This is a genomic window from Tunturibacter psychrotolerans (assembly GCF_040359615.1).
Lineage (GTDB): Bacteria > Acidobacteriota > Terriglobia > Terriglobales > Acidobacteriaceae > Edaphobacter > Edaphobacter psychrotolerans.
This window is the reverse complement of record NZ_CP132942.1, coordinates 5,011,368-5,038,354: the sequence shown is the minus strand read 5'-3', so window position 1 is coordinate 5,038,354 and position 26,987 is coordinate 5,011,368. Positions and strand designations below refer to the sequence as shown.

21 protein-coding genes are annotated in these 26,987 nt (G+C 55.0%); 9 read left to right on the top strand and 12 right to left on the bottom strand.

Annotated elements, in window-relative coordinates; all coding sequences use genetic code 11:
- The first annotated feature begins 31 nt into the window (after positions 1-31).
- Positions 32-379, top strand: a complete 348-nt coding sequence (locus RBB77_RS21250; RefSeq protein ID WP_353063701.1) for a hypothetical protein — start codon at positions 32-34, stop codon at positions 377-379.
- Positions 380-459: 80 nt separating this feature from the next.
- The gene (locus RBB77_RS21245) at positions 460-651 is read left to right on the top strand and encodes a hypothetical protein (protein ID WP_353063700.1); all 192 of its coding nucleotides are present in this window, start codon (positions 460-462) and stop codon (positions 649-651) included.
- Positions 652-1,125: 474 nt separating this feature from the next.
- Here the strand turns inward: RBB77_RS21245 and RBB77_RS21240 are convergent, their stop codons facing one another.
- The 5 genes from RBB77_RS21240 to RBB77_RS21215 all read right to left on the bottom strand — a co-directional run bounded on the left by RBB77_RS21240 (position 1,126) and on the right by RBB77_RS21215 (position 9,816).
- Positions 1,126-2,373 carry a glycosyltransferase 87 family protein gene (locus RBB77_RS21240; protein ID WP_353063699.1) on the bottom strand — a complete coding sequence of 416 codons (1,248 nt, stop codon included), beginning with the start codon at positions 2,371-2,373 and terminating at the stop codon, positions 1,126-1,128.
- A gap of 282 nt (positions 2,374-2,655) precedes the next feature.
- Positions 2,656-3,276: an outer membrane protein gene (locus tag RBB77_RS21235; protein WP_353063698.1), complete on the bottom strand. Its 621-nt coding sequence runs from the start codon at positions 3,274-3,276 to the stop codon at positions 2,656-2,658.
- 288 nt (positions 3,277-3,564) lie between these two features.
- The gene (gene hflX, locus RBB77_RS21230; protein ID WP_434557126.1) at positions 3,565-4,821 is read right to left on the bottom strand and encodes a GTPase HflX; all 1,257 of its coding nucleotides are present in this window, start codon (positions 4,819-4,821) and stop codon (positions 3,565-3,567) included.
- A gap of 745 nt (positions 4,822-5,566) precedes the next feature.
- Positions 5,567-6,319 carry a PEP-CTERM sorting domain-containing protein gene (locus RBB77_RS21220; RefSeq protein ID WP_353063696.1) on the bottom strand — a complete coding sequence of 251 codons (753 nt, stop codon included), beginning with the start codon at positions 6,317-6,319 and terminating at the stop codon, positions 5,567-5,569.
- 455 nt (positions 6,320-6,774) lie between these two features.
- Positions 6,775-9,816, bottom strand: a complete 3,042-nt coding sequence (locus tag RBB77_RS21215) for a TonB-dependent receptor (protein WP_353063695.1) — start codon at positions 9,814-9,816, stop codon at positions 6,775-6,777.
- 1,022 nt (positions 9,817-10,838) lie between these two features.
- Here RBB77_RS21215 and RBB77_RS21210 point away from each other — a divergent pair.
- Positions 10,839-12,323, top strand: coding sequence for a hypothetical protein (locus RBB77_RS21210; protein ID WP_353063694.1), 1,485 nt, complete (start codon positions 10,839-10,841; stop codon positions 12,321-12,323).
- 535 nt (positions 12,324-12,858) lie between these two features.
- Positions 12,859-13,194: a bactofilin family protein gene (locus RBB77_RS21205; RefSeq protein WP_353063693.1), complete on the top strand. Its 336-nt coding sequence runs from the start codon at positions 12,859-12,861 to the stop codon at positions 13,192-13,194.
- Positions 13,195-13,237: 43 nt separating this feature from the next.
- Here RBB77_RS21205 and RBB77_RS21200 read toward each other — a convergent pair whose 3' ends face one another.
- On the bottom strand, positions 13,238-13,618 hold the full coding sequence (locus RBB77_RS21200; protein WP_353063692.1) for a RidA family protein: 381 nt from the start codon (positions 13,616-13,618) through the stop codon (positions 13,238-13,240).
- A gap of 355 nt (positions 13,619-13,973) precedes the next feature.
- Here RBB77_RS21200 and RBB77_RS21195 point away from each other — a divergent pair, with 355 nt between their 5' ends.
- Positions 13,974-14,876 carry a 5'-3' exonuclease gene (locus RBB77_RS21195; protein WP_353063691.1) on the top strand — a complete coding sequence of 301 codons (903 nt, stop codon included), beginning with the start codon at positions 13,974-13,976 and terminating at the stop codon, positions 14,874-14,876.
- 383 nt (positions 14,877-15,259) lie between these two features.
- Here RBB77_RS21195 and RBB77_RS21190 read toward each other — a convergent pair whose 3' ends face one another.
- Entirely contained in the window at positions 15,260-18,202 is a 2,943-nt protein-coding gene (locus RBB77_RS21190) for a beta strand repeat-containing protein (protein ID WP_353063690.1), read from the bottom strand.
- 404 nt (positions 18,203-18,606) lie between these two features.
- Positions 18,607-19,053 (bottom strand): YybH family protein, encoded by a 447-nt coding sequence (locus RBB77_RS21185; protein WP_353063689.1) that lies wholly within the window; start codon positions 19,051-19,053, stop codon positions 18,607-18,609.
- A 970-nt stretch (positions 19,054-20,023) separates the two neighbouring features.
- Between RBB77_RS21185 and RBB77_RS21180 the strand changes: the two genes are divergently transcribed.
- Together RBB77_RS21180 and RBB77_RS21175 are read left to right on the top strand one after the other, a co-directional pair.
- The gene (locus tag RBB77_RS21180; RefSeq protein ID WP_353063688.1) at positions 20,024-20,221 is read left to right on the top strand and encodes a DNA-directed RNA polymerase subunit omega; all 198 of its coding nucleotides are present in this window, start codon (positions 20,024-20,026) and stop codon (positions 20,219-20,221) included.
- Positions 20,222-20,540: 319 nt separating this feature from the next.
- Positions 20,541-20,912, top strand: coding sequence for a hypothetical protein (locus RBB77_RS21175; RefSeq protein ID WP_353063687.1), 372 nt, complete (start codon positions 20,541-20,543; stop codon positions 20,910-20,912).
- A gap of 192 nt (positions 20,913-21,104) precedes the next feature.
- Here RBB77_RS21175 and RBB77_RS21170 read toward each other — a convergent pair whose 3' ends face one another.
- Positions 21,105-21,323 (bottom strand): hypothetical protein, encoded by a 219-nt coding sequence (locus RBB77_RS21170; protein WP_353063686.1) that lies wholly within the window; start codon positions 21,321-21,323, stop codon positions 21,105-21,107.
- 401 nt (positions 21,324-21,724) lie between these two features.
- Positions 21,725-22,279, bottom strand: coding sequence for a hypothetical protein (locus RBB77_RS21165; protein ID WP_353063685.1), 555 nt, complete (start codon positions 22,277-22,279; stop codon positions 21,725-21,727).
- Here RBB77_RS21165 and RBB77_RS21160 point away from each other — a divergent pair.
- A complete protein-coding gene (locus tag RBB77_RS21160; protein WP_353067685.1) occupies positions 22,273-22,638 on the top strand; it encodes an EAL domain-containing protein in 366 nt (121 codons plus the stop codon). The genes RBB77_RS21165 and RBB77_RS21160 overlap by 7 nt on opposite strands.
- A gap of 219 nt (positions 22,639-22,857) precedes the next feature.
- On the top strand, positions 22,858-23,745 hold the full coding sequence (locus RBB77_RS21155) for an SDR family oxidoreductase (protein WP_353063684.1): 888 nt from the start codon (positions 22,858-22,860) through the stop codon (positions 23,743-23,745).
- Positions 23,746-23,978: 233 nt separating this feature from the next.
- On the opposite strand, the gene RBB77_RS21150 is transcribed toward RBB77_RS21155, so the two are convergent.
- The gene (locus tag RBB77_RS21150; protein ID WP_353063683.1) at positions 23,979-24,419 is read right to left on the bottom strand and encodes a hypothetical protein; all 441 of its coding nucleotides are present in this window, start codon (positions 24,417-24,419) and stop codon (positions 23,979-23,981) included.
- Between the two features lie 289 nt (positions 24,420-24,708).
- Complete coding sequence (locus RBB77_RS21145) at positions 24,709-26,970, bottom strand: winged helix-turn-helix domain-containing protein (protein WP_353063682.1); 2,262 nt, start codon at positions 26,968-26,970, stop codon at positions 24,709-24,711.
- Positions 26,971-26,987: the final 17 nt, after the last annotated feature.

Here is a 26,987-nt window from a genome sequence, read left to right as displayed (position 1 = left end):
TCGCAGCTCTGGCCTGGGGGTCCTACATACCTTGTCCCGACGAATTATGGTGTGTGGCAACGACGCGGCGCTTCTGCAGACTCGCTTGCTGGTGCTCAAACAGGCGGGGTTCGCTGTCATATCGGCATGTTCGCGAGACCAGATTGATTCTTTGCCGCTAGAACCCGCAGTCGAACTTGGAGTTCTTGGACATTCGCTCAGCGAAGAGGAGCAGGCTTCTATTGCTGAGAGGCTGCGTGCGAGGTGGCCGGGCGCGAAGATTCTATTTCTGACAGAGCATCGAGCCTCGCTGAAGAAGGTGGCTGAGAACGTGTATCGATCGGATAGTTTTCAGCCCAGTCAGTTTGTGGCGGATTGCCGCGAGATCCTGGGCGCTTAGGAGGGCTCGTACTTTCGCACGATTGCCTGCATCTCAAAATCGAGATATGGGCACCCCGCCAAATGGTAGACTGTTCTGCCATGCCACATGGTGCCACAACCCTGCTGACCGAGAAGCTGGACGCGGTCGCGATCGACATTGAGGCCATCGAGCGGCTGATCAACACGGAGCCGCTGGACACATCCGATCAGCTACTCGCACTACGCACGATACAGGAGTTATATCGGCGGCTTGCTGACGACCTGCGTGTCGCGATTTCCCTCTTCGAGTGAATCTCATAGCGAACCTGGTTCACGCCTTCGCGTGAATGCCCACATCTCTAAATCCAGCTATGGGTCACCCACTGGCTAATAGTTCAGTGTGATGTGGGAATAAGTCGGGTCGCGGAAGGTTTGCTAAGTGCTTCCTGCAGGGCGTTACACGTATGTTGAATATCGGAGGCGTTCGGTTGCATTGATGTTATTGCGTACGAACTCCTCGGGCACGATTCCACAGATCTGTGCGTGTGCGATGACGAGAGCGTCGCAGCCGGCAAGCTCGGCCTGCTATTCAGGGGGACGGCTTTCGCTTGCGGCTAGATCGCTCCGCAACAAACGCGCGGTGGGCCAGTTTTTTGGGAGGATTACAGTGTCGGTCGGATGTTTATCGATCGCATTAAAGCCCCGATCCAAGAGGCGTGGAATCAAATCTGGCCAACGAGCCCTGCCGCGCCAGTGATAACAACTTTCTTTTTATATCCAGAAGCACTAATTCGATTCGGTTAGCGTGATTTGAGTACCAATTGCAGAAATGTCGGCTCGTTTCCAAGCATAAGGTATAAGCGAGGTGCCCAGCCATGCAGTCGCCAACACGAAGGTCAGCCCGTCGAGAATCTCACGAAACATAGACAAAGAGAAGGATCCCCACATGAGAAGAACAAGGAGAATGGCTGTAGGCACGGAGCGCCGAGTGGTGCCGTTGTCGATGTCTTCGACAAGATATGCCAGTATACCCAAGAGGAAAATGAGGCGATAGTTGTAGCTTGCACCTGAGACAAAGACGAAACAAAAGATCGCAAGACCAGAGATGGCGAGACGGCCTCTGGCATGGTCGAAATCAAGCTGCGGAAAGAACTGGTCGACTCGATCGCGGTAGATGAATGCAGCAACCAGCGACAGGGCGCCGAGGGCGACTCCTCCAAGTGAAGCGACAACACGATGGCGGAATACGGGTGGGACGGAAGCGAAAATGGAATGGCTACCTATTGCCATGAAAAAGGGAAATGCCCCAAAGGACCATTGTGAATCTCGCGGTGTATTTGACAACACGACGGGAAGGCTATGTCCGGCTGTGACTATGAGAGCTGCAATGGAAAGCACTGCGACCAGAAGCGTTTTCATGAAACCGTTTCGATTGCGGATGAAGACGACAGCGGTCACGACAGGATAGATCTTCAGTACGGTCAAAACGCCAACCAGGATACCAGTGAAGAGGGATTTCAGTTCGGCTCGCTGCCGGTCGATTAAAAAGAAGCCGAAGACGAGCAGAAAAAAAATCAGCTGGTCTATGTTGCCACGCTCCACAAGAAACAGGGTGGCCTTCGATGTCAGAGCGAAGAAGACGATGAGTGCGCTCACCCATGTCTTTGTGCGAAATAAGAGCAGGCAAGCAGCGATCGTACTAAGCGCCAGCATCGTTCCAACCAGATTTGTCGAGCGCGAGGTGATACCGAGATATCGCGCCTTGAGCCAGATGGGAGGGTAGTTATAGAGGCGCTGGAAAGGGTCAAAGCTGCCCACCTTGTATGGGTTCTGGCCAGCGAGAAGGCAATCAATGGAGTTGGTAACGGTTATAGTATCTGCAAAAAGTGGGTTGGTTGAAGGGATCTGCATCATCTTCCAGGCAGCCGCCACGTTTCCCCGAGTATAAGTGCCGATGCATAAAAAGGTTGCAATCGTTATAACTGCGACCAGGACAGGCATCCTTGAACGCAAGGGATCCGTCAACTTCTGCACAAATAAGCTCCTCAGTGTTGGAAATGTCGCAATGCGTCAAGAGTAAACCATGTGAGTCGAAATGGCTTGCATCCTTAAGAGTGGAGCTGTTTGGTGTTCTGGTAGCGTACTAGGCCGGTCGGCATGGTGTGTGTGCAGTTTACCCTTCCTGCCCTTCGCAAAAAAATGCGAAGGATGGGGCACGCGATGTTGTGGTTTGATTTTATGTATGGGCCACCCGCCAAGTTTTTTCACGGGCTACCTCTGCTTCTTGGATTGCTCGCCAGTATGGATCAGGAAGTTCTATTTGCCACCGAATTGAAAATTGACGCCCGCCGAATATTTGAAGTTGTTCTGATTTCCGGTATAAGGGGTTCCGTTAACTCCAAAGCGGGTTAGCAGGTAGTCGACCTCAACTGGGCGAAGCTCCACGTAGGGGATGATCGCGTAATCCACGCCGCCGCCGAACTCCATCGCGAAGGCACTGTCCGCACTGCTCTTGTTCGTGATGCCCTCGTCCTCGAGGATCTGCGCAAACTCATTACTATGCGCGGTACCAAAAAGCGCTTCGCCGAATGGCTGGAGTTTGCCGCTATGTTTTTTAAACTGCGGTCCGAACATATAGGTAGTGAGGTTTGCGCTAAGCTTGCCCGGTGGAAAGCCGTCATGTTCGAGCGTGTTCCGCACGCTGGTGCCTTGAGTGTAGAACTGGAAGTCGGCTTTGATCCCAATGAACGATGCGAAGTTGTAGACGCCTGCTGCACCACCGCCGAAGACATTGAAGCTGGTGATTGCAGGGAGATCAGGATGAACATTAACGAAGGAAAAATCCACAGGAATCTCAAACTTCGGATAGCTCGTTTGAGCCTTCGAGATCGTGGCAAGTAACAGGACGCACATGCTGGTCGCTAGATATTTAAACATGTTCATCACCATCGAAACGGTCTTTCTGACTGGACGATTCGGATGCAAGGTTTGTTGTGTTGGAAGTGCTTCAGGCCGGTGGGCATGACTGTGTTGGACAGTTTACATCCCACCCTTCGCAAAAGCGCGAAGGATGAGGCACCCGGTACCATAAAACTTCTTACCAAAAAGGACTATTCGCCCAGAAACCGAGTAGCGGCACCAGTCCCTATCCGTCTGAAAGCTCGATGGCTAGGCCGGAGGGAACTTACCTCTGTTCCTGTTCGATGATAATTGTCTGCTTCGCCGTCAGCGCTGGTTAGAAGAGTCATGGTTATCACGGAAACGGCGGTACCGGTCAAGAAGGGATGCTGGTCCGCGGGCTCGGAGAAAGACGAGGTTTCCTTCGAAGCGTTTCTCGTCGATGATAGCTCCGCCTTCGAGCGAGGCGAGGATGGAGCCTTCGGATTGCGGGAGCCGAAAGCTGGATTCGACGAGCGGGTCGACCACGAGCGCGGCATCGATGGCAGTCAGGAGTTGTTCAAGGCCGGTGTGCTGAAGCGAGGAGACGGGAATCGCTTCGCGATCGCTGGAGAGGTGGGCGAGTTCCTGGGGCGGGACGAGATCGACCTTGTTCAAGACCTGGATGACGGGCTTGGTCGAGACTGCAAGCTCGGCTAAGACTCTTTCGACCTGAGTTTTCTGCTCTTCGCGGATAGGGCTGGCGGCGTCCTGGACGTGAAGAAGAATTTCGGCTCTCTCGACCTCTTCGAGGGTAGCGCGGAAGCTCGTAACGAGTGTGTGAGGAAGGTTGCGGATGAAGCCGACGGTATCGGAGAGCAGGATCTTGCGGCGGGAAGGAAGCTGCAGCTGTCGGAGCTTCGGATCGAGGGTAGCGAACATGCGGGCCGATTCGAGCACGCCAGCCTCGGTGAGTGCATTGAAGAGGGTGCTCTTGCCGGCGTTGGTATAGCCGACAAGGGCGACAACGGGGACCGGGACTGCCTCGCGGCGCTGCCGCTGCTGATGGCGAATGCGGCGGACGTCGTCGAGCTGGGCCTTGATGTGGTCGATGCGAAGGTTGATCTTGCGGCGATCGGTCTCGAGCTGAGTTTCGCCCGGGCCGCGGGTTCCGATGCCACCGCCCAGCTGCGACATGGCGCGACCGCGTCCGGCCAGTCGGGGCAGCTGATATTCGAGCTGGGCGAGTTCTACCTGGATCTGGCCTTCGCGGGTCTTGGCGTGGCGGGCGAAGATGTCGAGGATGAGCTGCGAACGGTCGATGACGTGGCAGGGTAGACGGGATTCGATGTTGCGGAGTTGCGAGGGGGTGAGGTCGTGGTCGAAGAGGACAAGCGAGGCGTTGGTGGAGGCGACGGCCTCAACAATTTCATCGAGTTTGCCTTGACCGACGAGACTGGAGGGATCGGGCCTCTGGCGACGTTGGACGAGGGTGGCGGCAATGGTCGCACCGGCTGATCGGGCGAGTTCCTCGAACTCTGCGCGGCTGGCATCGAAGTCGAGGGTGGAGGCTGCATGGCCCGGGAGGTCTTCTTCTCGAGCCATGACGGCGGCCGCGGTGCGGGCAAGGCGAGCGGCTGCGGTAATCTGCTTGCGCTTGCGAAGTTCTCCGGTGAACTCGACCACGACAATCACGGCAAGTTCCTGCTGAGTTTGCGAGGTACGGAGTTCGCGGGCGAGGAGTGCCGCGTCCTGGGCCTCACTTGCTTCGACAAGACTACGACGGACGGTCTTTCCGCGATTTCGGCGTGATTGCGCTTGATCCGGGGTGCCGTCAAGCTTGGCCTTCTTGCTGGTCAAAGGTGTCTCAATTCAGGGTCGGGCTTCCGACCGACTCTCATAAGGATACTGGATGGGGTTGCGGCACCGATGGCAATCGTTCCTTCCGGCGAGCGCCATCACGCAGTCACCATTTTCGCCGACCAGATCTACACAAACGCTCCGAAACGGTCGAACGCCTTGGAAAAATTGTCTCCGGCGGCGGCGAAGCCCAGGCGGCGAGCGGCTCTTCCGGCGACTCAAAGGCTTCCGCAGAACCTTCTCTCGCTTCCAGAAACTCGATGTCCTCTTCCTCGGATTTCTCAACTTCGCCCCCATTATCGCAGCCCTTCGCCAGGGTGAACACGCCCTAGTTGGAATTGGGATTTTTAGAATGGGCCACCCGCCCTGATAGAGAAACTGGAGCGAACCTGTGACGCAAATCTGAAAGACGAGAGCAGTTCGTGCTTTCGCACGAATGCCCACTCATGCGTGAGACTGCATGAGTGGGCGTTCGAAGAAATGATGGATGTTATTGATTGTTGGCTCGGAGGTGCTTCACACGACGGCGCATCAGGCCTGCCACTCCAACGAACCCACTCCCTAGCAGAATGAAACTCGATGGCTCCGGGGCGATGTTTACGGCATCCTGAGTAATTGTAAAGGTGCCGCCATTCGGATTTAGATCCTGAACTGCAAGATAGATGTCGACCTCGTCTAAGCCGGCAGTCTTGTAAGGTAACGAGACATTGGCGAAGTTGCTGCCGCTACTTCCTGTCAGATCTTGATCGAAGGAGTAACAGTAGTTTCCAGTGTTTGGATTGTCCGAAGGGCACGAGGAAAGACCAGAAGACGGAGGTATCCCAATATCCGGAATGCCTTGCGGTGGCCCGGTGAGATAGAGCGACGCTCCCGTGATTCCCAAGTTCAAATCAAGGCCCTGGGGTGGAAGCAGATATCGGAGGATCAGACGATCGCCTGGTCCGGTTGATGCGTAGTCGAAATCGAAGTCCGAGCCGTAGGTGAAGGTGATGCTGGATGTGCTGACATCCTCAAAGAGCGTGATGGGGATGATAGAAGCACCAACGATGCATGGGCTTACTCCGCCACAGCCTCCTGGGTTCCAGTTCGTGAAATTTACTAAACCGTTTGTCACCGGTCCGACTTGGGCGACGTTGAGCCTTGAGCTCGTCGCCGAGATAATGTCTGCTTTACAAGAGATACTTACTAGTAGGGTGAAGCCCAGACAGAAGAGTGCTTGCAACGATCTTTTTGTAGTGATCATCTAGTTCTCCGAATTTTAAGTTAGCTGCGGCACATTCTTCGGAATGGAGATGTGGACGGAGCAGAGTCACGTCTATGCAATCCGACAGCCAAATGGTTTATTCAAAAACCGGAGGTTATTGAACAGATTCTCCCGATCGCGAACTCGCAGCTGCATTAACTTGCGGCCCAAGATGGAAGTACCCACGTTGACGGACAGAACGAACTTCTCGCAGAGTTGTCCTCCTCGCGGCTCTCGATACTGACAAACCGACCGATTGGAAGCAACGAGCATTACCCAGGCGGTCGACCTAACCGCTTCCGGCCTAACGCCGTACAAAAATAGGGCTCAAGGAGGGATCACGATCTAAGGCCAATGTCGAGTTCGCGATGCTCTTTCTCGGGTGGAGTTGACGGGCCCTAGGGCGTGGGCATCGCAGGAGATTGCTTCAGAAACGAAGGATATATGTCCGAAACCTAAAAGCTCAACCTGACACCTAATTGCGCGGCAAAAGGAATTCCCACAGTAGTCCCAGCACCGAAGAAGTCGCCCAACGCTCCGGCTGACACGCCAAGCTGCTTGAGGCTGGTGATAGGCTCGGTCGCGGTGCAATCAGAATTGGTGCAAATGTCACTGACATTGCCGGCCTGGGCCTGCGCCGAAGGGACAGGCAGCGACGCAACGTTGGTGACGTAGTTCGCACCGGGATTGTTACGGTTGAATAGATTGAAGAACTCGGCAAAGGGCATGACGGTCCAGCGGTCGCTCAGGCGGATGGAGCGGCTGACGCGCAGGTCGGTCTGGATATAAGGAGTGGCGCGGAACTCGTCGAGCGAGGTGGGCGTTCCGTTGACCGCGATGCGTCCGCTGTTGTCGGCGGTGGTGATGGTGAAGGGACGAGCGCTCTCCGCCTGCGACAAGGTGCTAACTTGAAAACCCGCCGGGGCATACCAGGTGAAGGCGAGAACAGCGCGATTGCGCACATCTTCGCCTGATGGGCCGTAGTCGCCGGGCCCGAATGCGTTGAGGGGATCGCAGACCCCATTCACATAATCGAAGAGCTCGCCGAGAACACAGCCCCACGTCTCAGCCTTGGAGAAGGTGTAGTTTGCGACCAGGCTCAGCTTTCGACTCATATTCCCTTGTAGGTGAATGAGCAGGCCGTTGTAACTCGAACGATTGTCGGAGTGGAATACGTTGACGTCCGGGACGTAAGTTGTCTGGTCAGGATCGTTAAGTGGAAGCTGGGGCGTGAATAAGTTCGTTCCGCCAGTGTAACTGTAGGCGCGGTAGCCGTGGTTGCCCTGCTCGTGGATAAAGTCCGCGCTGAGGGACCAACTCGCGGAGAAGGCGTGTTGGACGCCTCCAGAGATATGGATCGCGTAGGGGGTCCGGTACCCGGAGTCGATGATGTTGGCGGTCCCTCCGGCGGCGTCGCACGGGATGCAGCCGGCGTTCTCGGGGCCTCCGGGATTCTGAACTGGATCCACGCAGGGGCCGGGCGGGGAATTCACCGCCTGCAATGCGGTCGCCCAACCATTCTGCGCCAGGTCGTTGAAGTAGAGACCGAATCCGCCGCGCACCACCGTGCGGCCCGTGCCCCCGGGTGACCACGCGAAGCCCAGCCGCGGCGCGAACTGCTTGTGGTCGTCGCCCGGGGCGTGGGAGACAAGAGGGATCCCGAGCGCGGCGAGGGTGATGTCGCCGGGGTTGAAGGCTTGGGTTCGTCCGGACCCGTTGAGCAGGCCGAAAGTAGTCGAGTAGCGCAGGCCGTAGTTCAAGGTCATGTTAGCCGAAGCGTGCCAGGAGTCCTGCGCGTAGAGAGCGAGGCGCTGGACATTCTGCGAAAAGCCGCCACCGAGATTCGATGCCGACGCGCCGTTGATTAGATCTGAGCTGAACTGGGCCTCGTTGTGGAGATAGTAAGTCGGGTTTTGCGGAAGTGCGTAGAGTGTTTCGGTATTGTCGGGGAACGCACCGCCCAAGACGGGCTCATGGATGAAACTAACTCCAAACTCTACGGTGTGTGCGCCCTGGACGTGAGTCATGTCATAGCGAAGCTGGTATTTTTGCTGGTTGCGCAACGACGGGAAGTAAGTGATGGGAGTTGCGAATTGGTTGTCGCCGTAAGTTTCAAAGCCTGAGATTGTGAGGGCTGTCGAACTGAACGGAAATGCAAGCGCAAAACCCAGATTGGAGTTGCGTGATTGCGTGAGGTGCAGTCCGCCGGCGTCGAGCACCAGTTTGCCTAGCCAGGTGGGCGTGAATGTGAACTGGTTTCCGATCACAAGGCTGAAGTAATTGTTGTGCGATAACAGGCCCGTCGATGGCAGCGTGCCTTGCTGCACCAGGTTATTGTTCGTGGTGTAGGTGTCGTTTGAAGCACGGAGGAACCATTCGGACCTGGACGATTGCGACCAGTCGAAGCGCAGCAGACTGAAGTAGTCGCGAAAAGGGATGGGCACGAAGGACGGCACGGCGATGGACGTAACTCCGGGGATTAGCCCCTCGGCGGCCAGCGTGGCCAGTGCGTCGAACTGGGTGATGCTGGTAGGGCTGTACGCGATGCTGGCATCTTCATGGACGTTCTCGAAAGCGGTGAAGAACCAGAACTTGTCTTTGACGATCGGGCCACTGAGCGTGCCGACATAGTTCTGCCGCGAGAACGGCTGTTTCGGGTTAGGCGCGGGGTTCTCGATCGGAAAGCGAGCGTTGAGCGCAGCAGCGCGCTCATAGACGGCCGCCTGGCCGTGCCAGTCGTTGCTCCCGCTGCGCGTAGTGATCACAATGGAGCCGGCGGTGGTGCCACCTGTGTCCGCGTCCTCCTGCGAGGTTCGAATGGCGAACTCCTGTATGGAGTCAGGAGAAAAGTTTTGCAGGAAGCCTCCGATCCAGTCGTCGGAGTTATCGCCTCCGTCAATAGAGAGTTCGTTATTGAGGCCGGAGCTGCCCCCGGTCGAGACTGCGGTGATACGCGCTTTGGTTGGGTCGGATGGCTCAACCGGCTCGGTGCCGGGCGCGAGGTAGGCTATGTTCGCGAAACTCCGCCCGGGCAGCGGCATGTCCTGAAGGTCCTGGGTAGTGACCACTGCCTGGTGAACATTGCTGGCGAGGTCGATCGGTTGGGTGGCGATGGATGAACTTTGCGATGTGACGTTGACACTTTGACTCACATGAGAGGGTCGCAGTGTCACGACGATGTCGCGCACGGTGCTCACGGCCACGGACACGTCCGCTGCGGCTCTCGCAAAGCCATGCGCTTCGACGCTCACTTGCCATTCGCCGGGGGCGAGGTTCTCAATACGGAACTCTCCTTGATCATTCGCGGTCACGCTGCGCGTTTGCGTGGAACTCGGTCGCGTAACTTCGATGGCCGCGCCCGCGATGCGGGCTTTGGTAGAGTCCAGCACCACTCCGCGGATGCTTCCACTCGAATTCTGCGCGTACAGAGAGATTGCCGGGCAGAGACACGCTATGAACGCGAACGCTATTGGGGGTGCTAATCTCGCCGTTCGCATCAGCTCACCGTCTCTTTCGTGGAATGAGCGCCGCACGGAGCACACGTCGTCAATGACGACTTCGTCGTGGAAAGTTTACAGGTTATGCTGCAAAAACCCGTCCGCTTGCCAGCAAAATTGATAATTTAATGGTTTTCCTCTGCTGCTATCTGTATATTTCGCAGCATCGCACAGTCTCTCGGTGAGAACCTCAAGGTCGGCATGTAGAGGGATTTCCGATGAAATTAGTTACAAAGTTACTGATATCGTCAACCCTATTTGCAATAGCTACGTCGGCACGAGCTTGGGATTGTCAGACCGACGGCAGAGTCCACTCCCTGACGGTCACGCTCCAGAAGATGGACATCTCGGTTCAGCCGGTTGGCGAAAAATTCGACGTAGTCTTGCAGATAAAATGTGTCGACGATAAGGTCACACTCGAAATTCCTTCTATAAAGCAAACATTCGAGTCGAGCGAACTTAGTCCCAATTTCACTGCCCCTCCGGGTTTTGTTCCTGACCCGGATGCTCCACCGACGGTCTTTCCAACTTTGTATCCTGCTCCCCCAAAAGGGGACCCGATCCCAGCGTCCTCTTATCCATGCCTGCTTCCTGGTGACAAGACGCCCGCCGATAAGGATTTTCCATGTTTGCCTCCCAACTATCCTCTGGGCGGATTCATTGACACCGTCGAGAACTCCATCCCAGCTGGCTTTCGTCCCACATCCGGACTTCCGTTTCGATTCGAAGTCGAAAGCAAGGTCACTCCCGGTCTGCGCTATAGAGGAGATATCGACAGCCAGGGACGGTTGCAATTTGCAGCTCTGGGCAACTATCCGCTCGAAATAGGAAGATTTGAAACATTGCCAAAGAGCGTAACCTATTCCATTCAGCCGACGACCAAAGTAACTCTCCACAATTTCAGGATTTCCCCCGGACCATCGAACGCCGCAAAATGGGAGCCGAACCACTACGGATGTGACACCAGCGATCCAGACGAGGTGTCCAATGGCACAGAGCCCCCGGGGAGTTGCGATAAACGAATGTCTATACACTTTGACTTTGGCGACTATGACGACCCTCAACGAGGGTTCTTAAACGGTACTTATTATTCGATATGGGCCGATAACTCCGCCGCACTCCACGTTCCCCAAACGAAAGGGTTCAAGAACTACGCTCTCGCCAAGATCAAAGTAGAAAACTTTGGTGAGGTCCATAACATTGAAAAAGTCATTAACCTAACCCGCGATCCGAACGGAGACAAACTATTTGCGGACTATACCTACGCTGAAGGGTCCGTGGCAATTGATCCAACCAACGACAAGAACGTTGTGGTTGCGATTCAGGAACGGAAGAGGAGCCGTATTGGCTTCGTCCTCTCCCGTTCGGCTGATGGGGGTGAGACTTGGACCAAAAAGCGAATAGGGCTGGCCTGCACTGACGCTAAATGTAACTGCACTACGCCCAACCAGAGCTGCCCTGACGCCCCACATTTTCCGAATGAATGCTATTCTCCTGCCTTCCCGTACGACGGCCCTCAACCTTTGGACAAAACGATTCCAACTGGCGGAGTCGATTTCCATATTGGTTTTGACCGGTTCGGAGGACTGTGGCTTAACTATCTAGCGGTCGCCAATCCGCCCGATCATGAACAGCTACTTTATAGTTCTGACAAAGGAGTAACATTCACTCCCATCGTCGAAATGAATGTGTATCCGTGCGACACGGCTGTGCCGGACTCGCCGGTGAATGTTCGGCGCTTATACGAGGGTCTCGATTACGACTATCTCGCTATTGGACCTGATGCGACACATTTAAACTACGACACTGTCTGGACAAGCGTCGGATCAATGCTAAACAATTCCACCCCAAACGAAGACGGTCAAATCGTCAGGGGGATTCGCGTAAAAGGTCTTGGCAAGGAAAATATCGACTTGTCATCCGTAAAGAAATACACCTTACCATCCAGTAAAGAGGCCGGGTTTCCTTCGATCGACGTCGACCCCAGGGGTGCCGTTATCATCTCGCTTCGACAAACCAATGTGAGGGGCACATTTCTCGATCAGATCCAAAACAATGAACGTGGTTGGATTAATGTTCTGGAAAATGGCCTCGCAGACGATCAGTTTTCCGGAAAACGCGAGTTTGCTCTAACTGCCATTGGCAGTGGATATGGGTTGCCGGCCAGGCCGCATAACACGTTTCTGACAACGGGAACTTCCATGCTCGCGATTGATAAATCGAGTCAGCATCCCGGAAGGATTTATATCGTATACGCGAACAGGCCCGGTATTTATAGCAACGCAACCAGACCCTACTTAATCTGGAGCGATGACAAGGGGTTGACCTGCAGCAATCCTATCAACGTATCTACAGATAAGTCGGCATCGACGGTCATCCTTACAACCATCGCGATCGACCCTACAACCGGAGTTGTTGCGCTGGCCTGGGGTGACACGCGTGGCAGCGCGACCAATGAAGAGGTGAATCACTACGGCGTGTTTCTTGACCCGCGCGAGTTACATTAGGCCCCATTGAGGCTCATAGAGTAAGGGAACCCAATGAGAAGAAGTTTCTTCCGCGCGGTCTCTGTCCGTGGCGTTGCCGTCATAGCCAATCCAACACCTGAAATACTGGCCGACTGTTTAAAGAAGTGATTGCCGCCGCTAATTCGCTGCGCTTCTCAATGAGGGTAAATTGCCAACGTACTCAGCGAGGGCCGGGTTAGGTAATGATCTGGCGTCTTCGTTGGCCGATCACGATCTCAATTAGCGACAACAGGCCCGATGCGCTTCACGCAAAATACCTAAGGCACGCTATTGAACTGAGCAGCGAGTTTCTTGATTTGCTGCATCTTCGCGGATAACTTCACCAGGCTCTTGGAACGCTCGGGGCGACAAGCGGGACGCTGACTTTCCTACTTTCAAAAGTTCAAAGAGGAAATAAGGTTCGGCGGAAGCAGTGACCTCAAGACGAAAGTGTTATGTCCAGGTGAATACACTCTGGATATTGTGTATGTCATTAGCAGTGTAAATCCGTCGTAAGTTTAGGAAGGCAATAGAAATGATAGAAGCAAACGTGCATCGGACGTTGATAGGCAAGTCTCTCATCATCAAAGGTGAGGTTACAGGTATGGAGGCTATGCATATCGAAGGCCGAGTTGAAGGCTCCATTGCGCTTCCCGGACAGACGATCACGGTGGGACGAACCGGTCAGACGGAGGCTCAGCTGACAGCCAACGAGATAGTTGTGCTTGGACAAGTTCGAGGGAACTGTCAGGCAAGCGATCACCTTGACATTCGAAGTGAGGGGTCGATGAGTGGGGATGCGATTGTATCGAGAATATCTATCGCAGATGGAGCTTTCGTCAAAGGAAAAATCGACGTTCGCCGCTCTTGAAGCAGGCGATGACACGAGAGACTCTAGCTGCTAAATATTCCTCTTAAGCCTCAGCGATGACGGCGATTGAAATTTTGAGGCCCGGAATGCGCGCCGGAAGTTTGGCACCTTGACGCGCCGGCGGATTCGTGGGAAACCATCGCATCCACTCCTCGTTCATCCCCGCAAAATCATCCTCGTCCGCCAGAATGACCGTAGCACTGGCGATCTTCTCCATTGATGTTCCAGCCGCTTCTAGAATGGCGGCAATGTTATTCAGACATTGCCGTGTCTGCTCTTGAATAGTAGTTCCGTTGATGTTACCCGTCTCCGGCTCTATTGGCGCTGTGCCAGAAACGAAGACGAGACCTGCTGCCTTGACCGCTTGGCTGTACGTCGGTGACGGCTTTGCGGCCTTAGATGTAAAGATGATTTGGCGCGCCATAATAAACTCCCTTGGAGCTTTCACTGAAATGTGCGAACTCGGGCCGTGCGTGCTGCAAGGTCAACCGCGCATCGGTGTGAGTTATCTTGCCAATGCGCCTCAGAATACTGTGCGACTGATAATCATGCAATTTTGAGCGAACTCTACTCCCCGCGGAGGGTGTACGTTAGACAGAAACGCCAGTTCTCCCGAAGATGATTGTCAATGTACGGAATCGTGACTTTGGACCTTCATAGTTCAACCCACGAATTATGATGGGGCTTGATAGTCCACTTTAGACTGTTGCCAAATTATCAATGCACTCGCCAAATATTGCGGGCTGAATTGTATACTTCGGAACTCTCAGAGGGGTGTTATGGAAGTGCACCTGATTGATGGAACCTACGAGCTCTTCAGGCATTTTTACGCCCTCCCATCCGCTAAAGACAGCGAAGGTCGCGAGGTGGCTGCCGTGCGCGGCGTTCTCGGCTCACTCTTGGGCATGATGCAGGCCAATATGACGTACATCGGAGTGGCGACAGACCATGTGATTGAATCCTTCCGGAACCGAATGTGGCCTGGATATAAGACCGGACAGGGTGTGGATTCCGAGCTGCTAGCCCAGTTCCCATTGCTGGAAGAGACGCTCTACGCACTCGGAGTGGTGGTGTGGGCGATGGAGGAGTATGAGGCAGACGATGCGCTGGCGTCGGCAGCTTTCCTCGCACGAGAAGATATTCGAGTTAAGCGCGTGGTCATTAGTACCCCGGATAAAGATCTCGCTCAGTGCGTTCAGGGAACGCGAGTTGTGCAGCTTGACCGACGCAGACGTCTCGAGCGGGATGAACAGGGAGTCATAGAGAAGTTCGGAGTCAAACCAAGCTCCATTCCGGACTACCTTGCCTTGGTTGGTGACACAGCAGACGGCTATCCGGGGCTGCCAGGATGGGGTGCAAAGTCTGCTTCAGCCGTCCTATTGCGTTTTGGCAGACTGGAAGCCATCCCACTTAACGCACAGGATTGGCAGGTGAACATCTCCAACCTGAAAAGCCTCTCCGAAACTTTCAACAGTAAGCGGGATCTGGCCTTTCTCTTCCGAGACCTTGCTACGCTTCGGACTGACCTTCAGCTCTTCGAAACTGTTGATGAGTTGCTCTGGACGGGGCCTACGCCTGCCTTTCCACCCATGGCAGATCGCCTGGACAAGGCTAAGTTCTCGGTGAAACGCGTTTCGCGCTCACATGACGGCAAGATTTCGAACCGCGCCAAGCCTTTGTGACTCGGCCAATCTTCTTCCAGGGAGCAGTAGCTGTCTACCAGGCGGCATATCAGTACTAAATCCTTGGCGAACCATAAACCGCAGGCAGTTTCGCATTAGTTGCGAATTGATCTTGTCAGAAATCTCGTTCTTAACAGCTTATCGCCGAGGGTTACTTGTCCGAGAAGCCGACTATTCGGCCACTGAATAACTTCCGGTCTGCCGACAATTCCGTCCGGAATCCTGAAACGTGGCGCTTCTTGAGTGCTTAGCCCTGTTATCGACAACTGAGAACTATAGTTGCCGATAGGTCAACTTTTCGGGAACTTCGGAATGAGCGCGGTCCTCTTGAAAGCGTGAATACCTGAGGTCGTTAGGAAATCATCGGCAACGGGTATGGGCCTTTAATTCGTACTCGTGATTGTTAGATTTAAGCTCGTGCTGTGGGATGATCCCGCCGATGTGGAAGCTGCCACGCTTACCGTACTGGTTCCGGAATAGGTTGTAGCGCCGACTTTTTGATTTCCCTTGCTGCTCGATCCGCAGCCCGTGGCGATCCCCATCGTGAGCACGCTGAGGACAAGAAATAAGTTGATGCCAATCCGCCTGCGTCGGCTTAGCTTTCTTCGGCGGAGACCTACACACCCCAAGGCACTTGCGAATCCGCCCGGAACAAAGAACATGACGGCGGACAGCCAAGAGTTGCGCGGCATAGCAAGTGACGATGTCTGGACATTGGTGCTTATGGTTAGAGTTGAGACGACAGCGGCTCCGTTTGGAGTGACGGTAGCGGGGCTGAAGGTGCATAAGGAGTCAGCCGGGAGTCCGGAGCAGCTGAACTGTACCTGTTGGTTGAACCCGCCAGTTGGAGCAATGGTAAGAACGACATTGCCTGTGCTCCCTTGTCCGACGGTAAGGGCAGATGGATTGATCGCGATCGAAAAGTCCCGCGCAATGGGCGCAATGGGCGCAATGACGGTCACGTTCGTACTGGAGGATGTGGCGCTGGCGAAGTTTGCGTCACCGGCGTACGAAGCTGTGATGCTGTCGGCTCCTACAGGCAGGGAGGTCACATTCAGGGTGGCTGCTCCGCTCGAGAGAGTCGCAGTTCCTAGACTCGTGCTGCCGTTGTAAAAGGTAACCGCCCCAGTTGCGCTGAGACCCTGTACTCGGGACGGGCTTAGGGTTGCAGTTAAAATAACCTGCCCCCCAGGTGCGGCGTTGGTTGGATTCGCGCTGAGTGACAAAGTCGTCGAAGCTGGCAGCGGCGCGGTGATTGTCACACGAATGCTGGAGGATGTGGCACCGGCGAAGTTTGTGTCACCGGCGTACGAAGCTGTGATGCTGTCGGCTCCTACAGCCAAGGAGGTCACATTCAGGGTAGCTACTCCGCTCGAGAGTGTCGCAGTTCCCAGACTCGTGCTGCCGCTATAAAACGTAATCGTTCCAGTTGCATTTAAACCCTGCACCAGCGGCGGGCTGACGATCGCGGTCAAAACAACCTGGCCCCCATAGGTGGCGTTGGTTGGATTCGCAGTGAGAGACAGGGTGGTCATAGCCGTCTGAGCGGTTAGCGTGGTTGTGCCAGATACGCTGGCGCTGTAGTTGACGTCGCCCGGATAGCTTGCAACCACAGCATGGGGTCCAGTGCCCAGGGGTGAGACTCCACTGACTGTCGCCGTGGCCATCTCTGTCAACTGCGACAGCAGCACGGTAGCCGAGTTGGTATTGTTATTTATCGCCACCAGATCTGCGAAGCCGTCGCCATTAAAGTCTCCCACCGCAGCGAACAATGGATCGCTGCCCGCAGGTGGACTCGCTGCCATCGTAAATGTACCATCCCCGTTTCCAAGGAATACCGTCGCCGTGTTGCTGCCGACGTTCGAGGTCGCCAGATCTGCCTTGCCGTCTCCGTTGAAATCTCCCACTGCAACGGAATAAGGTAGGGAGCCGGTGGCTGGCATCGCAGCACCCGGTGTAAATGTGCCGTCCCCAACACCAAGCAATATCGTTACCGAGTCATTGTCCCCGTTTGCCACCGCCAGGTCGGCATTGCCGTCCCCGTTGAAATCCCCGGTTACGATAGATAGCGGGTCGCTGCCTGTTGCCGGCGATGACGCTGTCTCGGTGAAGGTTCCATCGCCTTTGCCAAGCAAGACTGTCACCGTGTTGCTTTCCTCGTCTGCCACTGCCAAGTCGGCGTTGCCGTCCCCGTTGAAGTCCCCCACCGCGATGGAAACAGGAACGCCGCTCAAGGCCGGGGTCGACACAGTGGTAAACGTACCATCTCCGTTTCCCAAAAGTACTGTCACATTGCGGCCACTCGGGTTTGCCACGGCCAGATCGGCCTTACCGTCCGCGTTAAAATCTCCAGTCGTAACGAAAAAGGGTATGTCGGCGTCTGTTATCTTCTGCCCCTGAGTGAAGGTTCCATCTCCGTTACCAAGCATGACCAAGAGTGCATTGTTGTCGGGGAGCGTTATGACGAAGTCTGGTTTGCCGTCTCCATTGAAATCCCCAGCCACGATGGAACCGGCATTCATGCCTGTCACCGGTACAGCCGGAGCAGTTGTGAAGGTTCCATCGCCATTGCCCAGCAATATGCTCACTACACTTCGTGAACTGAAGATGCTATAAACCGAAATCGCCAGGTCGGCTTTGCCATCACCGTTGAAGTCCGCCACTGCGACGGATTGGGGATTGGGATTCGTCCCGGGATTTGAGGAGTTCAGAAATCCCAGCGCATGAACACTTTGTCCTGTGCCCAGCAACGCTGTCGCCAACACAAAGTTCGTGTTATTCGTGTCGAGAAAAGATACCGTGCCGGTCGGCACGATGCCCTCGTTGCCTGACAATGTCGCGGCCAGCGTATAGTTGCCCGCGATGCCCGTCTCCACGATCGACGTTATAGTCGGATAGCTTCCTGATCCCGTGACCGTCAGCGATGACACGCTCGAAGAGCTTGCCGCATCGCTGCTCGTTCCCTGGAAGACAGATTTATAGCTGTGGCTGCCAATGCCGGGGACGAAGTTCAGTGTTGCTGTTCCGGCGGTGGACAACTGAGCCGTTCCAAGGATGTGAATGTCCGTGCAATACGGCGCTGACGCGTCGCAGAAGTTCACTTGCCCGGTAGTGACGGCTGCGCTCCCGGCCAGCACCGTCGCGGTCAACGTTATCAGGCTTCCGGAAGATACGGTGTTCACCGTGTTTCCACCTGATGTCACTCCCAGTGTGGTTGTCGTCGGCACGCCGGCGAACAGCGGCTGCGAGCCTTCGCAGAAGAAAAGCCCGATCGCCGCAATCCAAAGGGCGACAACCTTCAGATAAGAAGATCGGTGAAAAGACAAAGATCGCGGGCAGCAATAACTGGACCTTGAGAACATGAACGAGGAAGTCTCCGGAACATCTGCGGAAGGTTATCCAGAAGCACGGACAGAGGCGCCAGCCAATGCAATGGAAAGTGGATAGGAGCTAAAGCGGCTGTAAGAGGTTAAATGGAAGAGTGCGGCCGGAGCTGTCAAGAAGACGATAGGCAGATATTTCCATGATTGATCCCCAAACGTTGAGCATTATGCCATTTGTAATCAATCAGGAAGGTAAGGCCGCCAGCAGATAACGCCTATAACACGAAGGCGGTATGCCACGATAATCGCCAAGGCACTCCGGACGTTATCGGATTAGGGAAGGATTCCCGGCGATGCGCAAGTTGATGCTCAATCAAGTCAAGATAAGCGCATTGGTTGTGACTATTTCACTCGGTTGAGCCTGGACCACGTGGAGAAGGTGTCTGGCGCTCAGGTTGATCGGTCGTTGCCGATGATGACCAGCTCAAGAGAAAGACTAGCCATCGACCAGCTTGCTTCCGCAATTCCCATCTGTGGCTTCCCGCCGCCTGCCTGGGAGCGGGGTCTCCCGCCAGGGAAAACGTAGTTCTATAGTTCGCCGTGAGAGACACCCTCTCGCTTGATCCACAAAGGCGGCGATCGGATATCTCGATCGAGTGAATCTGAGCATTTCCCTCTACTAAGTACGCGAGAACCGCATCGCGGCCATACACCGACGGGCCGTCCGGAGGACGTAATTCAATACCCTCAGCGCAGTAAGCCAGTAAGCCTTGTGCTTCCCCAGCCACTTCAAGGTCGATCCACGCTGAGTGGAGTCGCTCGATTGCTTGGATAGTGTGTTTCGCAAGGTCCATAGGCTTTCACATAAATCATAGGCCGATCAATGGTTCGTTCCTAGAGTTGGTCCATTGCTCCCGGGTGACGGGCAAACAGGAAGTAATCCCAAGGTAAGAGTTGCCGACCATCTAGGCTTGACGATCGCAGAGTGCATCGCGCGAGAACATGGAGGCGACGTGTATCTCGAAGAGTCGCGGCCTGGGAGAACAAGTTTTGTTCTGAGGCTTCCAAATCCGGCTCTGGGAGTGCTCTGTACAAATGTTTCTCGATGACAACCTGCTCTCCGGTTCGTTCCCCAAGACATCCCGCAGAATTCGGCACCCGAATCTGCTAGTGGCAGCGAGTCAGTCCGACATCGGTGGCCGCTGTCTCGGCGAGCGTCTTGAATTAAACTCCAGACCTCGTTGAGGAGATCGCTGGAGCACCGATTTCAATTCCAAATCCGAATTTTGCCATCCGAATGCTTTTACTATGGCCGTTAACTATGTCGCGGGAGCAAGGTTCGATGGCGCCGCCATGTCTATTCGGAAGTGCGAAGCGACGAGCGCATTCAAACTCTCCTCTCTGCACCCGAAGGCTGTCTATGCTGATAGACAATGCATCCATATAGGACTACGCTTAAGCCTCACCTAGAGAGGCCCAAGATGATCGCGGTCGGATGCCGCGCTAACTAACCCAGCTTTGTCCATTTTTCTGAAATGAACCGCATTAGGCGGTGATGATGGTAGATATCAAATTTTCCCACCGCTTCAACCCTGACGGCATGTGGCAGTCAATCTGCCCAGAATGTTATAAAACGGTGGTAGAAAGCCGCGAAGAGGAAGACTTACGGCCAGCCGAAGGTACCCATGTTTGCCTCTCACTAAATGGGCGCTTGGTTCGGATCGACTAGCCTTCTTCGCTTGCGCGCTACGAAGAAGAACCTGCATTTCACCCGCGAACTCAGCAGACCCTGCTCCGAACGCCGCAAAGAACGTGGAGGTAAACGTGCGCTCAGAACTTATCTTTCGCGCCAGGGAAACAGTCGATAACAAGTACAAGCTATGCCAGACAACCTCAAAGGCAACTCGCCGCCTTCACATCGCCGCGAAAAACACCACAGACACCATCAACGATGTCCTTGCACGAATAGCTGGTGGCGATGAGTTTTCGCTACCTGTGAATCCCATTCTTGCGTCGTCGTAGCAAGCGTTTGTTCCAGATGAGCATCATTCAGCTAACCTAGATTCAGTATGGAGTCATCGCAACGAACTCACTGCGCTTAGCTGGTCAGCTGGACTTCGCAGATTGCTAGGTTCTCCTAAAGGGTGCCCATTCTGTACTTCGATCGAGTTTACCGAGGCGGAGTTTCATCCTCTCGACCGCACCTTATCCTGGTTCGCGTTAGATCTAATTCGCTGAGTAAATTGTTGGCAAAGGTACTCCGGCTTCTCGATTGCGAATAATGCCAGCCAATGACGTGCCGCATTTTCCCGTGGCGCGGCAGCTCTACTAGAGGAGGAATATGGAAGATACTCGATCTCCATCCGGTGATACCTCGAATGACGTCTTCTTTCGGCTTGAAGCGTTGCACTCTGCCGATACTTTGAACTACCGAATCATCGTGCAAAGTGAAAGCGAGGTACGAGATATTCAGAATGCGCCTGCCATAAGCATGAGCTATTTCATCACTGAGTCAAACCAGACGAAACTACTGACAACCCTGAGCATCTACAGCCAGAGAGGCGAAACCAGTGATCAGGTGCGCCTTCTTTATATGAATGATGTGGCGTTTTCCATCTGGAAAGCCATGGGGAAGGAGCCGAAGATTATCGGCTCACAACATCGACCACCATCAACGGCCCTGCTCACGTTTGGAATCCCGTTCAGTGAGTAAGACCCTGCATAAGACCGGCTTACCTGGTGATCGCTGCAGATCATCGAGCCGAGGTCTATGACGGAATCGGACGGCAGAGTTCACGGGAGGCAGAAAGCAGATAGGGCCTCGCTGCATTATCAGTTTCCGGAAAGTCACATTATCGGCAACTTCGATCTGTGTCCACTCGTGAGCTAACCATGTTGTCGGAGGCTACTTGCAGTCGTCGCCGCACCAAGAGTTCGCCAGCATCGACATGTAGCTCGAAGGTGAGACGTTCGCCTTGTAGTCCTTGTCAATATCCACCTGATGCACGATCACCATGCCCAGCGCAGGCAGGACGGTGATGTAAGTCCCGCCCGTTCCGGCGGCGGTGTACGCGCCCTGCATGAACCCTATAAAGGTCTCGCCGACGAAATATTCTGGTCCCATACTCACCAGAGCAGACCGTAGCCCCAGCGCTCCGGCTCGCCGTAGTTGCGGAAGCCGGTGGGGTTGACGTCGCGGAACGGCGTATGGCGATAGGTACTGTAGCGCGCCCAGTCGCAGGAGATGATCGTCTTCCCACCTCACTGACCGCAGTCCAGCATGAGTAGGCCCAGGCGGGCCATATCCCGCGTGGACAGATACATCGCGTACTCGGGATGAACGCTCGCCGGGTCGAAGTTTTCTTCTGTTTTGCAATGTCGAAGTCCTGAAAGCCAAGAGGTTTGGCGAATTAAGGCGTAGAGACCGGCTAGCAAAGGGACTCCTGGCACAGGCACAGATGGAAAAGCTCTCGCTCTGCGACTGTGCCTGGAGTTGGTCTAGATCCGGACCCTTCCATGCGTCGCTCAGTTCACTCCGACAGTAACCGAGGTAGACTGCACGGTAGCTCCGCTCGTACCGGTCACTGTGACGGTATAGGCGCCGAGGGTGGTACCGGGGTTGGCGGGCGTCGTCGCTGCGTTCGTCGCGCCGCCGCATCCGATGACGGCTCCCGCGATGGAGGCAAAGAGCAACACGGAAAGCAGCGTCTTCCATCGACGACGGCGAGCCGGGATTCCGAAGAGAAGCAGCAACGACATGGAAACGCTGCCGCCAACGGTGGAAATTCGCTTCAGCGGTTTGTCGAGCTTCGCAACGTGCCCAGTTGGGGCAGACGCGCCAGTACCCGTCGTATAGACGGTGAGCGTCGCCGTCACCGCCCCCGCTCCCGTGATTATCGCGACTGGTGTGGGAACTGCGCAGGTGGGTGGATCGATCGCCGCCGCAAGACCGGCGACAGTACATGAGAGCGCCACAGTACCGGTAAAACCGCCGCTGGGCGTGAGGGTGATGGTCGAAGTCCCGGTTGCTCCGGGCGAGGTGATGTTGACTGCTGAACTGGTGAGCGAGAAGGCTGCCACGAATCGACGATTTCGGTACAGGCTATTCGACTCTCCTGCACTTGAAGAGGTTTCCGGCCAGCGAGTTCAAAATCGACCGCGGATTTGTTCGCGACCTGGCGAGAGGCACTGAAGATGTGGCAATTATTTCTGCCATCGTCGCGCTTGGCCGCTCGCTCAATCTCAATATTGTGGCAGAAGGAGTCGTGACTTCTGTGCAACAAGAGTTACGCACTCGTTTGGGCTGCACTTCTCTTCAAGGCTATCTACTCGGTCGGCCCGTCGGTCCAGACCTGATAACTGAAACTGTTCCTCAACTAACATCAACTGTTGAAGAATTGTCTCCTCGCTTGAGTTTTTTGCAGATAACTGGCGGTTGACAGGCAAACTGGAAGTAACCCTGTAGTTCCCGCAAAGTCACGTTTGTGGCAGTTCGGAAGCTTTGGAAAATAAAAGTTGCCGACAACTCCCTTTCAAGGGAACTTTTATGAAGAAAGAGAGACGACCAACTTTTGGATTCATCCACGACGCGCCGACCGCTCATATTTCCACACTCGAGTGAAGAAACCGGCGTAGGCTCTGTTCATGGGAGAACTGACATGATTCTCGTTGTTGGTGCCACCGGCATGGTGGGGATCGAGATTTGCCAAAGACTATCGAGACGAGGCGAAAAGGTTAGAGCGCTGATTCGCACGACAAGTTCGGCAGAAAAGGTGGCACTTCTCCGGGAATGGGGTACGGAAGTATTCGTGGGCGACCTCAAAGATCCCGACTCGCTAGCTGGCGCCTGTCGCGGTGTGAATGCTGTCATCTCGACTGCGTCCTCGACCCTCTCCCGGCAGGCAGGTGACTCGATTGAGTCGGTCGATGACACGGGACAACTGCACCTCGTGGAAGCGGCAAAATCAGCTGGTATCAGTCGGTTCATTTTTGTCTCTTTTCGGCCTCCGGCCGGTATCTCCTCCCCGCTGGCAGACGCAAAAGCGCACGTGGAGCATGCGATCACGGACCTGAACTTTACTACGATCCAGGCTAGTTGGTTCATGGAAGTATGGCTGAGCCCGGCGCTCGGATTCGATTACTTGAATGCTTCGGCTCGCATCTATGGACCCGGGACCAGCCCCGTGAGTTGGGTCTCGCTCCTGGACGTTGCCGAAATGTGCGTTCTTGCTCTGCGGCATCCGGCAGCAGAGCGCAGGACTATCGAATTTGGCGGGCCCGCAGCGCTGAGCCCACTCGATGTTGTTGCCCGTTTCGAAGAGATTGGTGGCAAGCCGTTCAAGCTCGAGCACATCCCGGAGGAGGCGCTACGCACACAGTTTGAGGGAGCAACGGATTCGATGCAGAAGAGCTTCGCCGCCCTGATGTTAGCCTACTCATCTGGTGACGCGATCAACATGACGTCGATCCAGCAAGAGTTTGGAATCAAGCTCACGAGCATTGACCAATTCGCCCGCATTGTTCTTAGACAGACAACGACCTATTGAGTTCAATGTCAGATTTGGGGCGAATAGAAGCAAGACCAAGATCGTTCTATCGTATTGGCCTCTGTTTCGACCACGGGATGCCAATTCAGTGTGGAAATACTCGGACTGCGCCGACTTCCGTAATGCGCGAAATGTTACGTTTTCGGAAACTAGGAGGTTGGTCGGCGGAGATGGATTCGTAACCCTTCAGCGTTCTCCGCCGACAAAGTTGGAAGCTGTCGAATGATTAGTGGTCAGCTCATCGCCGGTATCGAAGCTGCCGGTGACGGGCCGTTTTGAGGCTCGGGGGCAGGGGGCGACGGAACGGGAACTTCACCCAAGTACGCCGCGACGGTGATCGCCGCGATACCCAAATTTTGCGCGATCTCCGAAGGACTCTGGCCCTGCTGCGCGAGAAGTTGGATCTGGGCATCCTGCGACACCTTGACGCTGTCCTCGGAGTTCCCTGTGGGCTTCGAGGCTAGATCGGGGGTTGATGGGGACGCAACGGGCTGAGCCGTGGCCAAGTCGGAGATGGAGATAGCCATAGGGTCTTCCTTCCTGTACACAGTCGAAATCGGCAGACCATTGCGATGGATCATGAGTGGATCAAGAGAGACGAACACTCTTCTGCCAGAGCAGGAAGCATCCTTTCTAGTCAGCTTTGCGGCAAGTTCAAGGTCGAAGTTTCTCATAACCCCGTTTTCAAGGAACTACGGGACGCCACTTGTCCGAGAAGCCGACTTTTCGTCCAAGTGAAAAGTCGCCCACGGGAAATCAGTAAACATTCGTGCGTTCCTCACTAGTTCAATCAAGGGAGCAATCAGCCCAGCCAGCGCGGCAGCTTGATTCCGACGACTGGAATAGAGAAAATGACAGGGTAAAGCTGGGCGCCAATCTTTCAGGGTTTGAACAGCTAGTCGTATGAGTTTTGAAGGAGGTCAGCTTGGGAGCTAAGGGCTTAATTCACTAGTCAGTGACATCTCACTGAAAGTTTTCGGCCAGGGCGATGGAGCTAGTCAGCTTGTACTGCACAAAGTAGAGTGTAAGCCCATTGCGTGACGCCGCCAGACTTGCCGTCCACGGAAGGGGATTTTCCTTAAGCGTGAGCACGGGTGTAGTGCGACGTTTGTGGAAGTCATAGAACATTATCGTTGGACCCGGCTCTGCATCTGCGTCCAGAAAGTAAATTCCGGAATCGACCACCGAAAAGTGGCCCCAGTAGCCATGATGCAGAGCATCCGTGATCTGTTCCTCTGCGCCTCCATTCACCGGCACAGTCCAGATGCCTCCGCCTTCGAGTCTTGAATAATAGAGCTTCTTGCCGTCATTGGACTCGAACGCCGAATAGCCCCCTTGATGAGTGATTTGCGTTTCTTCTCCCGACGCGAGGTCCTGTCGCCAGACCTGCCAGTCTCCCGTATTGTTAGCCGTAAAGTAGATCGACTTGCCGTCACGCGACCAGCTTGGAGCCTGCTGCTCAAATCGATCAGAGCTTACCATGTGCGGATTGCGGCCCATCGAATCCATCACATAGATATGGCTTCTCAATCCCGGCCGATAGTCGAACGCTATCGACTTACCATCCGGCGACCAGCGTGGAGTTCCGGCATGACCATGAAAGTTAGTTAGCTGCAGCGGATCGCTTCCGTCCGATCTGCTTTTCCAGATTTCCATCGTCCAGCCTGCGTCCTGCGCCAAGTCCGACTCGAATACCAGCTCTCGATCGTCGGGTGAGGGTTGAAGAGCCGAACTGGTGCTCCCCGAAGCGAAAAGTGCTTGCACTCCGAGAACTCGTTCACCAGTCCGAGATAGCGTAACGCGCACAGCTTCTGTCGGCCAGGTTCCCGGACTTTGAATATATGCGAGTCGCCTGCCATCGTGGGATTGCGAGCCAACTTCCGGGTAGACGTGCTCGGCTGTCACGGGGCCGCCGTCGAGGGACACTTTCCAGATTCGATTGATACCCTGCCTCGGTGACCGGAAGATAATGCGCTTTCCGTCGGAAGACCACATCAGCGCCCAGAAACTTCCTCCATCCGGCGTGACGACACGAGTGGTGCCTCCCTTCAAAGGGATGGTACAGATTTCATTCACAGTCCTGGAGTGCATACGGATAAACGCAATCGTGTTTCCGTCAGGAGACAATACCGGACTCCGGTCGCCACGGTCCCCCGTCTCCGGATGAGACAGGCACTGTTTCTCGCCGGTTGCCAGTGAGAAGAGAACGATGCCGATCGCACCCTCCGGCGCACAGTGGTCAGCGATTACCAGCGACTTGCCGTCTGCGGTCCAAATGGGCCAACCGGCATTCCCGTAGATGCAAGCCACGCTAGTAACTCTGCGCTCCGCACCGCCCAACGCCGGAACAACAAAGACCGCTCCTCCACTGTCATCGCAACGGCCAAACGCTATCTGATGTCCGTTTGGCGACCAGCTTGCACAGCATGTGAAGCCGCTCTCAGTGTGAGTCAAACGCAGTGGTTTTTCGCCCCCGATCAAGTGGACATACACATCCCCGCGCACTGCGTTCTCCCCATCCCACGTGAACGCAATCTCTTCCGCGTTCGGAGAAAGGGCCGGATCACTGACTCTCCCCGGAAGACTGAGGATCGGAACCATCTGCATTCGGGCCGATGTTCTAGAGACATGTTCGCTGCGATGATTTCTGGCGCGCAAAATCCACCCTGCGACAAAAACTATGATTACAACGCACACGATAGTACCCAGGATGTGGAAGCCGCGTTGCCTGGAACTTTCCGGTATATCGAGCACCTGAGGAATGGGAGGTGTTTCCCTTGCCGTCAGTGCGGCCTGGGAATGGCTCAGACCCGCGGGAGGGTGGTCTGCAGCTGCCGATTGATTCTCGGCGAGAACGACGCCGGCTTGTTCTTCATTTGCGATATCCGACAGCCTTGAAGTATCGCAGACAATTTTTCTTACCGCAGGCGTAAATCGATACCCGCGTTTGTGCACTGTCTGGATGATCGAAGTTCCGTTTTTCCCGTCCCCAAGGGCCTTCCTTAATTGAGAAATATTCTGCGCAAGGGTGACTTCCTCAACAAAGACTTCAGGCCAGAGTTGCCTGATGAAGCTATCTTTTTCAATCAGCCGGCCGTCGCTCTGAACCAGGATCAGCAGCGCCTCAAAGACCTTCGGAGTCAAGACTACCGGCCGCCCATGCCGTAGCAGAAGCTGCTCAGCAGGATCCATGCGGAAGTCGCCGAATTCATAGATGTACTTCACGGATATAGAGATACCTA